Raw genomic sequence first — 15,618 nt, 5'->3', positions numbered from 1 at the left:
ATACGCCCTGTTGTGCCTGAAAAGTGCCAATCAAGGCACGAGGAGTGTAATTTGGTTATTCCAAATAAGCGACGAGCAACGTGGAGTGGCGCTTTTTCAGGCGCAACCCGAAGGGCTGGGCCTGTTTTTGAGCCCAGCGGCGTTATCATTCGCTCATGTAGAATGACGACACGACGCTCATTCTGCCTTGCTGGGCACAAAAACAGTCCCAGCAGGGCGTATTGGATTCGTGTTAACAGGCCCTAAGGCCAATCTATTGGCCCGAGCAGCCGGGAGAAGAGAATCATGTCGAGGACAGCTTTTTTCGTGGTCTTCATCGCCCTGGTCCTTGGCATCATCTATGTCATGCAGAGCAGCGAAAATCCACCCCAGACCAGCATCAATCAGTCCCCCAAAGAGTACATCGAGCTGGTTGAACAGAAAAAAGCGGCAAGGCTTGCCACTGAGAAGGCCCTCAAAGCCGGCAAACAGAGAACCGACGATGCCCTGAAAGCCTCCACGGAAAAAACTCAACGCTGACAGAGTGACCGCTCATCCCCCTGCTCCACCGCCTGAGCAACGGCACTGACCAACTCGCCCAGCTCCTCAACCGAAATCACCTGCAACAGGCGATTGATCAGCTGTGGATCCACTGCCGCCTGGACAACCCGACCATCCATCAGGCTCACATTGATCCCGGCCAACTCCACATGTGCGCCGCCCTGCTGGTCGGCAATCAAGCGCTCATTCATCTCAAGCAGCGTTTCGTAACGCGCTTCAATCTTCTCATCGGTCTCATCGTCCAGCTCCTCCGGAACGTAGACCAGCCACTCATCATCATCCTGGGCTGTTTCAATCGCCAATCCCAGTTGTTTCAGATAATCAACAAAGTCCTGCCATGGACGTTTGTCGAAAAAAACATATTCCAGCATGCGTTCTCCAACAGATTATTTTTGGTGGACTCACAGAATGAGCCTCTCCAAATGTTATTCTCATTGACTCCAACGACCTGGAGCACAAACGATGAAACAGAGCCAAATGCTTGCTGCCCTATTCCGCTTTCCCGCCAGACATCTGGCGAGAAAAATCCACAACAGAACAACAATCATCCCGAGCCGGAAAAAAGTTGTCCTGCAAGAGTCCCCGCTGGCTGGCTTCCAATACCATCGCGGACCGGCCATCTGGCCGTTTCTCCAGTTGGGAGAGACGCTCCATCTGAAGCGGGAACCGAGCAACCCCCACGACCGTTTCGCCATCGCAGTATGGTTCAAAAACGAGCACCTTGGCTATATCCCGATGCGGGAAAACCGCACCCTGGCCCGCCTGCTCGACCAGGGGGAGCGCCTGGAAGCCACCATCATACGCCTGCTGGATGATGACAACCCCTGGCGCAGGATCCGCTTTCAGGTCATCTGGATTGGCGAGCGCACTTCAGAGTGGGTCTCCTAGGGCCTGTTGACACAAATCCAATCATACTGATGCAGAAAGACAGGGAGTTTACCGCGGCTTTCTCGAGCCGCGTTGCGACTTGTTGCGAATCCCTTCGATTCCCAGGATCAGCTCCATCTCTTTGGCTGTATCACCGAGATACTTGGTAATTCCGAAATCCGCCAGCACCAGTCTGGTCTTGCCGGTGAAGCCACGCCGATAGCCTCCCCAGGGATCGCTGCCGGCCCCCACATGCTCCACTTCGATCTCGATCGGCCGGGTAACCCCCCTGAGGGTCAGGTTCCCCTTCAACAGCCCAGTGCCGTCCTGGCGCTCAAGGTATGAACTACTGACAAACCGAGCCTCCGGAAACTGCTTCACCGCAAGAAAATCATCATCCCGCAGGTGTTTGTCCCTCTCCGCATGATTCGAGTCGATACTCGCCGTTTCCACAAGCACGCTCACGGACGCTTTCGAGGGATTGCTCGTATCGTAGACAAACTCCCCGGAGAACTTATTGAAACGTCCGGCCAGCACACTGTAACCCAGATGGCTGATTCTGAACTGGATGAAAGCATGCCCTCCATCTGTATCGATAACATAGGACGAGGCGATCCCTGACTGGGCATAAAAAAGCAGAACGGGAAATAGTGATAAAAACACGCTGAAATTTCTTTTCATACCATCCTCACTCATCTCTCTTTTTTCTGGATGTAAAACAAAGGCACCGGTTTTTCAATTACAGGAATTAAACTAACAATGCTTAAAAAATATTGAAATTCAGGCCCTTTTTTAAACATAGCTTAACAGTCAACAATGAGTAACCTGGTTGATCAGAACCCAGATACCGGCCCTCAAGCCTTAACAACTTGAGAGTTAAACTGTGAACTCCTTCTACTCTATTTTCGAGCCAATTCACACTGCTGCGAGGAAGCGCAAGTAGTGTGAAACCCGTCCACTAAAACTGTGACCCCGTGTCTGCATAAAAAGCCCAATTGACCGCCATAGTGAGCAACAACTTTTTAGGGATAATCTTTTTCGAGGTCACGAAGGTCATGAAAGCAACACGCAAACTCATTCCGTTGATTATATTCCCGGCTCTTTTTTCTGCAGATATCAACCTCGCCCAAGCCGCCGACCTATCTGTCTACAAAGCAGTATGGAGAAATGCGAAGGATAAACTGGTAATCAAAGGCCAGGGAGAGCCTGGAGCCAAAGTCAACGCGTTTGTAGCAAATTCAATCTTGCCTGTTGGCAGTGCTACTGTTAACAAGAGAGGCATCTGGCGCATCAAGCAGATTGCTCCTCCGTTCGTACCTTGTAAAGTTGATGTGGTATCCGGCGCGGATACGGCCAATGCGGTCATTCGCCGCGCGCCCAGCGACTGCTTCGTTGCCGGTGAAGATCCCGATCCAGATCCAACTCCGGAAAACACACCACCGGTAATCAGTGGTTCCCCCGGCACTCAGGTAGCCGAAGGCCAGGCTTATAGCTTCCGTCCAAGCGCGAATGACGCCGATGGTGACAGCCTGAGTTTTTCCATTGCCAATAGACCAACCTGGGCCAGCTTCAACACCTCTACCGGTGTATTGAGTGGTACACCTGGTATGGATGATGCCGGCACTACCAGTAATGTTCGCATCAGTGTCTCTGACGGTACCGATAGCGCCTCTCTGAGTGCTTTCAGCATTGCTGTGACAGATTCCAACCGCGCACCCACCATCAGCGGTTCGCCAGCCACCTCCGTTGCCGAAGGCAGCAGCTACAGATTTGCACCTTCCGCCAACGATGCGGATGGCGACAGCCTCAGCTTCTCCATCGCCAATCGTCCATCCTGGGCCAGCTTCAACACCTCTACCGGCGTACTGAGTGGCACACCTGGCATGGATGATGCCGGCACCACCAGCAGCATTCGCATCAGTGTCTCTGACGGCTCCGCCACAGCTTCATTGAGCGCGTTTGACATCACGGTCTCCGAGACCAATCGCGCACCGACCATCAGTGGCACACCAGCCACCAGTCTGGATGAAGGCAGCGCCTACAGCTTCACCCCGACAGCCAGTGATCCCGATGGCGACGCCCTGAGTTTCAGCGTCAGCAATCTGCCCAGCTGGGCCAGCTTCAGCTCAAGCACAGGCCAACTGAGCGGCACACCTGATTCCAACTCAGCCGGCAGCTACTCAAACATCGTTATCACCGTCTCTGACGGCAATGAACAGGCAAGCCTGGCGCCTTTCGCCATCACAGTTGCCGATGTAGCTGAAGAGGGCGGCACCTTCCAGTTCGTCAGCGGCGGCTACGATGCGGAAGAAGGCAGCAACGTAACCCTGACCGTGACCCGTACCAACAGTACTGGCGCAGCCACCGTCAACTTCGGCACCCGCGGAATCGAAGCAAGATATACCGAGGACTACCACGGTTACATGTGGACACCGCTGGACTTCAGCGACGGTGAATCAAGCAAGGTCATCAGCATCGCAATCATGAGCGATTCAATTGATGAAGGCGACGAAACCTTCCGCGTCAGCCTCGATGCACCGAGCGACGGTTACACCTTGGGCTCACCAAGCAGCACCATCGTCACCATCCATGATGTTGCACCCGCCAACACAGCGCCGATCATCTCCGGCAATCCCGATCAGAGTGTCCTGGTAGGCGACGGCTACGTGTTTGCACCCACAGCCTCCGATGCGGACAACGATACACTGACCTTCAGTATCACCAACATGCCAAGCTGGGCCAGCTTCAACAGCAGCAACGGCACCCTGAGCGGTGTACCGGCAGAAGCGGATGAAGGCAGCTACAACAATATCGTGATCAGCGTATCCGATGGAACTGATACGGCATCACTGAGCCCACTGACCCTGGTAGTGGAAGCCTCCCAGACCACACCTACCACTGGTAGCATCTCACTCACCTGGGTAGCACCTGCCACCAGAACTGACGGCAGCCCACTGGACATGAGTGAAATCTCCGGCTACAGACTCTACATGGGAACCAGCAACAACAACCTCTCAGCTGTAGTGGATGTGGATGACTGCACGATCAGCAACCATCTGATTGAAAACCTGGAAACCGGTACTTACTACTTCGCAATCACAGCGTACGACCTCGCTGGCAATGAAAGTGACCTCTCCAATGTCGTAGCGAAAGACACCATGTAGTAAAGACCAACGCAAAAGGATTTGCACCAACAACCGATTGGTTGGCACTCAGCACCGGGTTACAGAGACACCATCTGTAATCCGGTGCTTCATTTCAGGGCTGTAAAAAACAGTTACGCCAGATATGGTTAACCTCGGACAGGACAAGTCGCTCTGATATACTTCATCTCATCCCGAATGCAAACTACTAACGGAAAGAACCGATTTCTGCTTAGCGACCTGAGCAAACGCCCACACATGATCCTTGATGCCAAAACTGAATTCAAAAAATCGTCTGTGAAAAAATCAGATCTATGCACAAGGTTAACGATTCAACAGTATCAACCGTTACATGAGGATACTATTTTTCTTGTGATACCGACAAACAACGGTTAAGTTGGCTATTCTACAGGTAGGAAGACCTATACCAGGACAGTGACCAATGCCTGAATCGAACCCAACCCAAAATATGGCCATCTTCTGTGACTTTGAGAATGTTGCATTGGGGGTGCGTGATGCCAACTATGCAGCCTTTAAAATTCAGAAAGTTCTTGAGCGTTTATTGCTGAAAGGCAATATCGTTGTAAAAAAGGCCTACTGTGATTGGGATCGCTATAAAGAGTTCAAAGCAACCATGCACGAAGCGGCATTCGAATTGATAGAGATTCCCCACGTGCGCCAGTCAGGCAAGAACTCGGCCGACATCCGGATGGTGGTTGACGCCCTGGACCTATGCTACACCAAGCTTCATCTCGACACTTTCGTCATTATCAGTGGAGACTCTGACTTCTCCCCCCTCGTCAGTAAGTTACGCGAAAACAACAAGGTTGTAATTGGTGTCGGCGTCAAGAACTCCACTTCAGACCTACTTACTGCCAACTGCGATGAGTTTATCTTCTATGACGATCTGGTGAGAGATAGCAAGAAGCCCAGCCAAAGCCGGCGTAAAAATACCAGCAAAAAAACCGTTAAAAAGCAAATCTCAAAGAAGCAACCTAGTGAAGAGGAGCAAAGAAAGCAGGAAGCACTGGACCTGGTTGCCGCCACGGTAGAAGATCTGATTCAGGAACGCGGAGAAAGCGGGAAAGTATGGGGCTCCATGGTCAAGCAAACCTTGAAGCGTCGTAAACCCGGTTTCAGTGAGCGATACCATGGCTTCAGCACCTTCAATGCGCTGCTTGAAGAGGCACAGGAAAGAAATTTAGTGATCTTGGAAGCTGATGAAAAATCCGGTGGCTACATGATCAAGAGCGTCACGTAGTCGGAACACAAAGCAGTGAAAATTGATCTACTAAGGAGTACCGGATATTTCTGTCATAGATCGCCTGAACGAATCAGTATTGACCCATCATCCTCGAAAGACTCGCTCTGAATCAACCTTCTCGCCGCCTCTTGTATAACGGCGCGGTGATGAGCGACACATCTGATCGGTGTTTCATCCATAACACCAAATTTATCTTCCAATATATTCAACGATACTCTACAGAGTACACGCTCTTTGTTGACATCCGCTGCAACGGTCGCCATTTCTGCCATGCTATTCCATGACTCGTACCCTGGAAAATGAATTACTGTATCGTCTGTAATGGTTATTTTTTTGCGGTTAAACTGCATGACGAGGCCTGTTTACTGATACCGCATCATCCAATTGCGGCTAAAGCACCCATGAGAAAAAATGTTGCACCGGGTTGCAATAGGATAAAGCAATATATTTACTTTCAGCTTTTGTATTCCGAATTTGTGTGTGTCTTTACAGTGAAATATGGCTTAATCATTTGCCATAAAACATCGCAATACAACGATTATAGTTGAAGTCATGCCGAATAGCTTTTTATTTTCTCTGGAAATACGCCTTGGCTTATCTGGAAATTAACCGCCAGACCCCAGTCTCATTCCTTGTTAATACATGCATTGCTCAAATAATCATCCAGTGGTTGTATAATATATCCGATTTGCAATTCAGTACTAAACTGTATAATGGTGAACACCCTTTAAGATCCTAGTCCTGCCTATTTCGTCTTATATTCGCTGTTTTCTCAACAGTTTCACCCGAATCAAGCTTCAAAGTGTTTTTCCAAGATTTGTGCTGAATGACCGCTCTCAAAGGCGGATATATTTTATTTTGTTTGAGGTATTTACAGATGCCTGAAAGGCAAACCGGAACCGTCAAGTGGTTCGACAGTGCAACAGGTTATGTTTTATCGAACGTGAAGCAGGAAAAGACCTGTTTGTTCTTTTCCATTCAATCGTTGGTGAAGGTCGTCGCGACCTGGCAGACGGTCAAAAGTTTGAATTTACCGAAACCGCGGGCCAGAAAGGCCCTCAAGCGGAAAATGTCGTATCCATATAGCCTGTTGTATTAAAGCGAACTCTGCCTTATCAGTGGCAGAGTTCTACATCTAAATTACGATGGCTTGAATCTGTGCTGCCGCATATAGATCAATGCTCATACTACAACAAAAGGCAAATCACATTGATAACTCTCTCAGTTCGCAGGCTACCAAGATCGACTACAGAAGAATTTCTGGCCTCCCGCTTTTCAGAATACGGAACGGTTCGTTCCCTCAAGCCAGGGCTTTGCAACCATTGCGGACGGCCAGTGAACCGGGATTAATGGCAGCAACCGGCACTTAATAGCATGGTAATTAGGAGTTATACGCCGGAGGTGTCTATTGTTCCCGGGGCAACCCAGAAATCCAATCTTGCTGTACCATACTCGCCCGATGGTGTTTGACGATCTTGGTGACAAAAGGGGAAGTCATGGCGCGTACCAGAGCGCTGTAGTTGAGCTGGAACATCATTTCCGCGCCGACGGATAAGCCGTAGCTGCCAGAGTCCAAGAGGAGGTGGTCACTACTGGCCCCAATGATCTCGGTCCCCGCAGGTGATTGCAGGCCGCTCGGGTCGATGTCCTGTATGCCAATGGCCAGGATGGTTTGCATGATATGCCCACGGTCTGTAGTGGTTGGCTTCTCTCCGAACGCGGTTTGTGCAATTTCGCCCGTTGGACGTGATGGCTTGACCTTCGATTCGATCACTTCGGCGATGAGGGTGATGGCGTCGGTGTGCAGTCCATCAATTGGTGTACGATGAAGAGGTTCACAACCAAGCAGGATCGATTCGCCCATGCGGAGATCGTTGATCCGTCCGGTGTCTGTGTCACTGAACACCCACTGTATGTTGGCAGAATTCCCGCCCGATACAATGTCTACCGTCAGTCCGAATGTCGCCTCGATAGAGTCTACCAGCTCGGACAGCAACGCCATGTTTCGGCTGTCAGGTGACACTCCGCTACGGCACGCGAGATTGGTGCCGATACCTTTGAACACGATGTTCGGCAGGCTGAGGGTCTCACGTACGGTGTCTATCAGGTCATCGGGCATGATACCTTCACGGAGGTCACCCAGCTCGACCATGAGTACGACCCCATGCCTACGATTTGCCTTCTGCGCTTCGAACGATAGTTTTCTGATAACCTCAATTTCGGTATTAAGACTTACATCGGCGTGTCTTACGACCCGTTCCGCCTGGCTAAGCATTGGAGAACGGATCATTGTCATCGATGCGGGTACCTGTGCATAACGCATCGCTTCGATATTCTCGATGCGAGAGTCGCCGAGGGCACTCACACCCGCCTGCAGAAACACGCCTGCGATCTCCGGTGAGCCGAGTGTCGCCTTCGAGACGCCTGTCACCGAGATGCCACGACTGGCCAGTCGTTCAACCAGCGTGCGAGCGTTGTGGTAGATCTTGTCGAGATCGATCTCCAACCGCGGCGCGGGCATCATGCGGCGGCGGGCAGCAGCTTCTCGAGTTTCGGGAACGCGGCAAGCACCATCTCCACCAGGCGCTCGGGTGACCGGGTCAGCGCATCGGTGGCCGGAATGTCGAGCTCCCGCTCGTACTGTGTGATGGCTGCGCTGACTTCGTCGTCAGTCATGTTCTCGTGGTTGATTGTCAAGCCGATGACCTTGGTATCGGCGAAGGTCTGGAGGAGGTTGATTTCAGAGGCCGGTGTCGGCATCGACATGTTATCGAAGTCACAGCGCTGGCTGCGTCCCGGTGCGTGCTGCAACACAATGCCATTGGGGCAGCTGCCACGGAGGATGAAAGACGAAGAAGAAAAGGCCGGGTGACTCAGCGCACCCTGTCCTTCGATGATGATGACGTCGGGGTCTTCGATCTCGAATGCTTCGACGATGGTCGCTTCCAGCTCGCCGGCGCAGAATTGTGAAGGGATGGCATCGAGCGCGATGCCGTAACGGGCACCCTGTATCAAACCGGTCTGGCCTGTCCCGATCATCACTGCTTTCAATCCACGCTCGTTGAGGGCCTGGGTCAGGATGGTGGCGGTCGTCCGCTTGCCAATGGCACAGTCGGTGCCGAGAACGGCGATACGTGGGCAGCTGACATTGGCGATAGCACTGCTGAACATGCGCAAATCCTTCTTGTCCCGGGGTTTTCGTACATCCAGGATCTCTACCTGGTGCGCTACACATGCCGCTTCGAATATCGGATCGTCGTTTAAAAATTCATGCAGGCCGTTGACGATACTCATCCCATGGCTCATGGCCTCAAGTATGAGGCTGCGCTCGTGTATCGACAGCATGCCTGTGGCTGGCGCCATCCCGAAGATGAAGTAATCGGGCACAGTGCCGGCCTGTGTCAGTGCGCTGGTCAGATCGCGGCAGATGGGAATTGCGTTGGGCTCGTCGTCAAGAACCATGCCGGCATCGAGACCGGCCTGTTCGCTGTCGATGACCGAGAGGATCTGATACCGTTCCGATTGGCGCACAAGCCCGTTGGCGGTCTTGCCGTCGATAGCGCCAAAGTTGGCTTCACAATAGACGATTGCAGTGGAGATTGGCTGCTTGACTCCACTGATTTGAGGCTGTACGGAATTCGCCGTTTCGTTTCTGACGACAGGGTTAGGATCAGTTGGGGGCGCGATTGAACGCGCGGAGAGCGGGACTGTGAACATTGTCACTCCTCGAGTTAAGTCTCAGAAGAGGCGACAGGATCGTGCCGACCAGAATTGGCCGAATGTCAACGAGTAGTCCCGACTAAGTTGGGTTTCTGTGGAAGGTATCCACGGGCTGGATTACAAGATCAATTTTAGCACATTAATGATTTAGATAGGGAATAAAAGGTTGATTGTCCGATTTTGTGACAAAGCGGTCATTAAGCCGTCCCCGACTTTGGACTGCTTCGGCTAGGTAGGCGACCTCTGCTCGCAGATCAGGAATGTCCTGCGTTGGCCGGAGAGCAACCGTACCCTGGACGCTAAACCGGCCATAACTTTGTCAGATCTCGGTATAGCGTTGCGGGAAAGGGGTTACACCTGGCGCGCCAGCTCACGCCGAGTCTGTAACCCTCCTCATGTTTTTGAATAAAACAGCGAAGCAGCCAAATCTAGCCGCTTCGCGTCATTTTGCTCAGACTGGGGTAGCCAGCTTAGGGACGATGTCAGTAGTCAGTGGCTTTTAGGAAAATGTCTGCTTTAAGGATGCAGGGCCTTGTCATCCAGGTGATTCGCTTGGTCCGCTATGGCCGAAAACCGCCTATTGCAACGCAACAAATCAAAGGCAGCTTTATTCTATAACTCTGCTACCGAACTATGTAATAGCGTTTACTAAATCCAGAAATAGCTACTTATCACCAGCAATAATGGGAAACCTATGAATTCAGAGCTATTTATCAGACAAATCCACATCGAGGCCTTTGCCATATCCAGATAGGGCAGCGTCAGATATTTGTAAGCTCTTAATCCAAAGAAAAAGGCAATCTAGATATTGTTTAGCCACTACGCTATTTTTTTGTGTTAACGTACAACAATGATGGCTTATGCCACTGTATGGGGCCAATCCAAACTAACACTAATACAACTCGCGACTCTTGTTTGCGCTCATTTGCGAACGAATAAACTCAAGATTTAACCGCCAATACTATCTGATTCCTCAAAGACTTCAGCAGATTCAACCGCTTTTTATCGATCGCCAACCCATGCGGCTTGGCATGGTCCGCATAGATCAAACCAACGGCACGTTTATTGACCACAATGGGAAAGATCAAAAAGGAGCCCGCCTTTGAGATCTTTTTATACCAGTCAGGAATATCACCCTGTATTTTCTTATCCGTGGCATCGGCAATATAGACATCAACCGCATTTTTCATGGCGCCATGAAAGACATCGACCCGGTACTTGGTGGAGAAGTGAAACGCCCTGGTAAAATCATCGGCCGAGTCGCCGAATCCAAGCCGCCCCACCATCTCACCCTGTTTCGGATTCAGCAACGCCAGGATCACCCGTTTAAAACCGACCGCCCGATACATGGTCTCCAATACGACATTGAAGATTTCAGAGACGCTATGATCTCCCACCAGCATCCCGGTAACCTCCTGCAGACCATCCATCAGCAGTGCTTCAGTATCCTCGTCACTATGCGCGGCAGGCTCTACACTCCTTTCATCGATTGCCTGGGTAGACTCATCGAGTATCTGTGTATTATCTAAACCATCCTGAGTGATTGTCCCAGTTTTTTCCCGTTTTTTTGCACCACTCTTGTCTGGTGTTTCCTGACCACCTTTCAGTTTTTTGACAAAACTGCTCGACACATCGGTTGCAATGGCCTCGGCCAACTCCTGAAAATCCTCAACAGACTGCTTTGTCAGCTTTGCCACTTTCTTACTGCCAAGCTTCAGGCTCTTGGAGTATTTCTTCGTCAGGTCATCCAACGCGGCCTTGTCATCAGAGCCGTTCTCGACAATCACCTTCATCGCCTCATCGGCAAACAGGGAAACCAAACGACGTTTCTCAGTCCGATTGACCGGCGAGTGATCTCCCTGCCAGGATTTCAGGCTGTCGGTTAACGGTTTGGGAAAATTCCACTGCTTGGCAATTTCAATACCGATGGTTTCAAAACTGACCCCAAGCACGGTGTGCTGTACTGAAACCGGCTCCTTTTTCTCAACCTCGATCAACCGTTCGACCTCTTTTGACTCTTCCGGCAGATAGAAGGCAACCAGTACTTTGCCGAGATCGCTGAGCAAGCCAGTGAGGAAATACTCCTCAGCCTCCTGCTGATCGATCTCATCAGCCACATTCTGTGCCAGGGTGGCGCGAAACAGTGCAGAAGAGACCAGCTCGCGGAGATAGTCGGCCTGCTGTTTATTCTCAATATGATCAAAAAATATCAAAGAAGCGGCCAAAGAGCGGATCGCCTGGGTGCCAAGCACCACAACTGCTCTGGAAACGGTTCCAATATGGCCGGAGAACCGACCGTAGTAAGCTGAGTTGACAACCTTGAGTATCTTGTTGGTTAAAGCGAAATCCTTAACGATCACACCAGCCATCTGATTGACACTGCGATCGCTCACATCCGACATGGCATTGATGCTACGAACCGATTGGGACAAAGCGGGAAAGTCACTCTTACGTTTCATCCGCCGCAATAAAAAATCGACAGTGCCGCTCGCCTCCACATCGGAAGCCGGCTCGGCGTCGGCCGACTTGAAAATCTGTTTGAAGGCATCCCGCATCTCCTGCGCATCGCTGTAACGCAGTGCCGGATCCTTCTCCAGGGACTTGAGGATAAAACGGTCGAGTTTTTCATCAACAGCGGAATTGAACTGCGACGGCGGCTTAGGCTCCAGCTTGAGAATGGCATCGATAACGATCTGCTGACTCTGGCCACTGAACACCGGCATTCCGGTCAACATCTCGTCCAGAATCAATCCCATGGCAAACACATCCGCCTGGGGACCCACTTCTCCGGCCTGGATATACTCGGGAGCCAGATATCGGGGTGTGCCGATCAGCTGTTTGTCGGGACCTTTCGCCTCAGAGAGCAATCTGGCGATTCCGAAGTCCATGATCTTCGGCTGTTTATCTTCACCGATGATGATATTTGACGGCTTCAGATCCCGATGGACGATCCCCGCCCGGTGGGCCTGGCTCATTCCATCCAGCAGCCCCTCGAAGATCTTCAGCGCCAAAGGGAGCTCCAGTGGGTCACCCTGAATAAGATCCGATAATAATTTGCCCTGAGCGTATTCGAAGACAAGAAATGGCGTACCCTGATGCTCACCCACCTCGTAGATCGAAACGATATTGGGATGCTGCAGCTTACTCATGGTGCGTGCTTCATCGCGGAATGAAGCATCCTGCAATACCTTGTCGAGCAGCTTAATCGCTACCTGGCGTTCCAACTGGCTGTCGTGGCAGAGATAAACGGTACCCTGATTACCGGAGCCCAGCTCTTTGCCCACCTGAAAACGCCCGATCTGTTTCAGCCTCATGCACCAATCCCGGAATCAAATGATCCAACCAAACTCTTCAACCTCTGGAAACCATAGCGGCACAATCCGGATTTTCTTATGGGCCACTCAGATCGTATCGCCGTAAATGACACGAATCACTGCTAATTTCCTCGAAATGGCTGACAATTTCATCAACGACTCAATATCCGAAATCAGCGGAGATAGCACGCTTCTTGCGAAGCCAACAAACGCATTTAAAGAGGATTAAAAAGCGTACGGCCTCTACTCACCCACTCGCCAACAGAGCTTGAATCTGCTGTTCAAGTGAGACCACATCCAGTGCCGGCGGTCTCTCTTGATCATCGCCGACATGAATACCCAGCAGTAACACCTGTCGTGGCAATTCCCCCAACTGATCAGCCAATGCCAGGGCTTCCGCCACACCAAAGCCATGACAGGATGTGAGTGCCTGACACTGGGCCAACTTATCCCGGCTGATCTGCGCCACATCACCAGCCCTGCCGGTCGATTTCAAGGCATCGATGAGTACCACCCAATCCGCATCCCGCAGGTAATTCAACAATCCACTGCCTGGGCGATCCAGCTTGATCAATTCACAATCTTCCAGCTGACAGCCCTGCAGGTGATCGATCGCCAGCCAGCCGACACGATCCGCACCAAAGGGTGAACCCACGCCAATGATCCTGATCATCCGCGATTGACGTTCAGCTTGAGGAAATGGGTAGCGCAGGAGATGCAGGGATCGTAGTTGCGTATCACCTGCTCGGCCCGCAGCCGCAGCTTTTCATCGGTTTGATCCAGGCCGAATTTTTGCAGCGACAGGGCAATATCCTCTTCGATGCGCCCCTGATTCTGACTGGTTGGTGGCACGATACGCGCATAGCGCACAATACCGGCATCATCCACGTCATAACGATGCCAGAGGATCCCTCTCGGCGCCTCTGTACAGCCAAAGGCATCCCCCTCAACCGCTTCCACCTCCCGGTAAGACTGAGCCGGACTCTGATAGTCCTGCAACAAGCGGATTGCCTCGGAGATGGCAAAGTAGAGTTCGATCGCCCGGGCCACGATACTGTGAAACATATTGTGACTGGGAAAACGGATACCGCAGCCTTCCATCAACCTGCGTACCTCTGCCGGCAGCTGATGGAAATTCAGATTCAACCTTGCCAGTGGGCCTGTCAGGTAGGGTCGTCCTTCCAGTTCGCAATGCAGAGCGGTCGAATGGGGGGATTGAATCTCCTTGAAGTGGCTGTCGAAATAGCAGATATCGATATCCAGCCCCTGACCGGAAATCAATCGTCCCTGACCAATGGCATACTCATCGGGGTCACTGAGCGCTACGCTGATGAAGGATTGATCGTCATCGGGAAAATCCAATCCCGCTGTCCAGCCGATCAACGCCTCGGCTTCCGGCAGAGCCGCCTGCAGCCGTTTCACCATCATCGCCACCGCAGAGGAATCGGGCGCCCGGTAGAATCCACCCACCCTGACCCCCACCGGATGTACCGAACGACCACCAAACATGGCGATCAGATCATTGCCCAGGGTTTGCAGCTGCAGACCGCGGCGCACCGCGTCCGGGTAGTCTGCCGCCATGGCGATGGCCGACTCGAAACCGAGAAAATCCGGTGCGGCCAGCAGATGCACATGCAGGGCATGACTCTGTATCCATTCGCCGCAATACATCACCCTGCGCATCCCCTGAACCCAGGGATCCGGGGTAAAACCCGAGAGACGCTCAAATGCCTGAACGGCACTCATCTGGTAGGCGACCGGACAGATCCCGCAGATCCTCGCCACCATGTCGATCACCTGGTTTCGTTCATAGCCCTCGATAAATTTCTCAAACAGTCGGGGAGGCTCGAAGATACGCAGATTGAGCCGTTCGATCTCACCACCGACAATGTCCAGCTCCAAGGCGCCTTCACCCTCGACCCGGGTCAATACCGGTACATTGATATGGATATCGCGATGCTCAGCCATCGGTATCACCTCGCAGCCCTTCGCTGGCTGTTTTGAAGCCGGCTGCACTGTTGGCAATAAAGCGGAAACGCCTCAGTACGGCTTGTGCATCCAGACCAAGTTGTTCAAATCGTTCAGCGATGGAACGATCGTTGAGCTGCTCTGCCGGCCCGTAACAGCCGTAGCAACCCCGACCGGCAGCGGGACACAGGGCACCGCAACCGGCCAATGTGACCGGTCCCATACAGGGTTCCCCTTTCGTCACCATCGTACAGATCACACCTTTGCGCTTACACTCCATGCAGACCGAGTGGACTTCAGGTCTTGGCGCAACCCCTGAGAGCAGGTCCCTCAAAGCGCCGATCACCTGAGCGGAATTGACCGGACACCCCTGAATCTGCAGATCGACTTTGACATGTTTCGAGATCGGATCGGAACTGTTCAGAACGTCGATATTTTCAGGCTCGGTATAGACCGATGCCATCCACTCATGACGGTTGGCAAAGTTGGCCAGTGCCTGCAAACCTCCGCTGGTGGCACAAGCCCCGATACTCACCAGCAACTTGCTGTTCTGTCTGACCTGTTGAATCCGTTGAATATCCTCCGGGGTGGAGACACTCCCTTCAACCAGTGATATATCCACCGGCTGATCCGGCGAATTCGGGCCTGCTTCAGCAAAATGGACGATATCCACCAGCCCGGGTAACGCCAGCAGTGGTTCCCCAAGATTCAGTAGCGCCAACTGGCAGCCATCGCAGGAACTGAATTTGTGTACGGCGAGTTTCGGTTTGTCTGTGGCCATAATAGTTGCCCAGCTCTATGG

At 52.1% G+C, this 15,618-nt stretch carries 14 protein-coding genes; 5 read left to right on the top strand and 9 right to left on the bottom strand.

Annotated features, from left to right (window positions below):
- Positions 1–285 precede the first annotated feature (285 nt).
- Positions 286–519 carry an aldehyde dehydrogenase gene (locus tag AC4IE8_RS01340; protein WP_490790119.1) on the top strand — a complete coding sequence of 78 codons (234 nt, stop codon included), beginning with the start codon at positions 286–288 and terminating at the stop codon, positions 517–519.
- On the opposite strand, the gene AC4IE8_RS01335 is transcribed toward AC4IE8_RS01340, so the two are convergent.
- Positions 510–911 carry a hypothetical protein gene (locus AC4IE8_RS01335; protein WP_068990403.1) on the bottom strand — a complete coding sequence of 134 codons (402 nt, stop codon included), beginning with the start codon at positions 909–911 and terminating at the stop codon, positions 510–512. The genes AC4IE8_RS01340 and AC4IE8_RS01335 overlap by 10 nt on opposite strands.
- A 91-nt stretch (positions 912–1,002) precedes the next feature.
- Here AC4IE8_RS01335 and AC4IE8_RS01330 point away from each other — a divergent pair, with 91 nt between their 5' ends.
- On the top strand, positions 1,003–1,428 hold the full coding sequence (locus AC4IE8_RS01330) for an HIRAN domain-containing protein (RefSeq protein ID WP_490790118.1): 426 nt from the start codon (positions 1,003–1,005) through the stop codon (positions 1,426–1,428).
- Between the two features lie 48 nt (positions 1,429–1,476).
- Here the strand turns inward: AC4IE8_RS01330 and AC4IE8_RS01325 are convergent, their stop codons facing one another.
- Entirely contained in the window at positions 1,477–2,088 is a 612-nt protein-coding gene (locus AC4IE8_RS01325; protein ID WP_068991693.1) for a YceI family protein, read from the bottom strand.
- A 374-nt stretch (positions 2,089–2,462) separates the two neighbouring features.
- On the opposite strand from AC4IE8_RS01325, the gene AC4IE8_RS01320 reads away from it, so the two are divergent.
- Both AC4IE8_RS01320 and AC4IE8_RS01315 read left to right on the top strand, forming a co-directional pair.
- Complete coding sequence (locus AC4IE8_RS01320) at positions 2,463–4,571, top strand: putative Ig domain-containing protein (RefSeq protein ID WP_490790117.1); 2,109 nt, start codon at positions 2,463–2,465, stop codon at positions 4,569–4,571.
- A gap of 421 nt (positions 4,572–4,992) precedes the next feature.
- On the top strand, positions 4,993–5,811 hold the full coding sequence (locus AC4IE8_RS01315) for an NYN domain-containing protein (RefSeq protein ID WP_490790116.1): 819 nt from the start codon (positions 4,993–4,995) through the stop codon (positions 5,809–5,811).
- A gap of 53 nt (positions 5,812–5,864) precedes the next feature.
- On the opposite strand, the gene AC4IE8_RS01310 is transcribed toward AC4IE8_RS01315, so the two are convergent.
- Positions 5,865–6,164: a DUF1488 family protein gene (locus AC4IE8_RS01310; RefSeq protein WP_068990395.1), complete on the bottom strand. Its 300-nt coding sequence runs from the start codon at positions 6,162–6,164 to the stop codon at positions 5,865–5,867.
- 556 nt (positions 6,165–6,720) lie between these two features.
- On the opposite strand from AC4IE8_RS01310, the gene AC4IE8_RS01305 reads away from it, so the two are divergent.
- Positions 6,721–6,900, top strand: a complete 180-nt coding sequence (locus tag AC4IE8_RS01305; RefSeq protein WP_490790115.1) for a cold-shock protein — start codon at positions 6,721–6,723, stop codon at positions 6,898–6,900.
- A 319-nt stretch (positions 6,901–7,219) separates the two neighbouring features.
- Here AC4IE8_RS01305 and AC4IE8_RS01300 read toward each other — a convergent pair whose 3' ends face one another.
- The 6 genes from AC4IE8_RS01300 to AC4IE8_RS01275 all read right to left on the bottom strand — a co-directional run bounded on the left by AC4IE8_RS01300 (position 7,220) and on the right by AC4IE8_RS01275 (position 15,597).
- Entirely contained in the window at positions 7,220–8,320 is a 1,101-nt protein-coding gene (locus AC4IE8_RS01300) for an alanine/ornithine racemase family PLP-dependent enzyme (protein WP_490790114.1), read from the bottom strand.
- A gap of 14 nt (positions 8,321–8,334) precedes the next feature.
- A complete protein-coding gene (locus tag AC4IE8_RS01295; RefSeq protein ID WP_490790113.1) occupies positions 8,335–9,531 on the bottom strand; it encodes an N-acetyltransferase DgcN family protein in 1,197 nt (398 codons plus the stop codon).
- 944 nt (positions 9,532–10,475) lie between these two features.
- Positions 10,476–12,848 carry a serine/threonine protein kinase gene (locus AC4IE8_RS01290; RefSeq protein WP_068990382.1) on the bottom strand — a complete coding sequence of 791 codons (2,373 nt, stop codon included), beginning with the start codon at positions 12,846–12,848 and terminating at the stop codon, positions 10,476–10,478.
- 247 nt (positions 12,849–13,095) lie between these two features.
- Positions 13,096–13,503, bottom strand: coding sequence for a hydrogenase maturation protease (locus tag AC4IE8_RS01285; RefSeq protein WP_490790112.1), 408 nt, complete (start codon positions 13,501–13,503; stop codon positions 13,096–13,098).
- Between the two features lie 14 nt (positions 13,504–13,517).
- Positions 13,518–14,816 (bottom strand): Ni/Fe hydrogenase subunit alpha, encoded by a 1,299-nt coding sequence (locus AC4IE8_RS01280; RefSeq protein ID WP_068990379.1) that lies wholly within the window; start codon positions 14,814–14,816, stop codon positions 13,518–13,520.
- Positions 14,809–15,597 (bottom strand): NADH-quinone oxidoreductase subunit B family protein, encoded by a 789-nt coding sequence (locus tag AC4IE8_RS01275; RefSeq protein ID WP_490790111.1) that lies wholly within the window; start codon positions 15,595–15,597, stop codon positions 14,809–14,811. The genes AC4IE8_RS01280 and AC4IE8_RS01275 overlap by 8 nt, the downstream gene beginning before the upstream one ends.
- Positions 15,598–15,618: the final 21 nt, after the last annotated feature.

The sequence above is a fragment of the Candidatus Thiodiazotropha sp. AKAK2 genome, from assembly GCF_058244685.1.
Note: the sequence above shows the minus strand (reverse complement) of the source record. Positions and strands in the feature narration are given on the sequence as shown.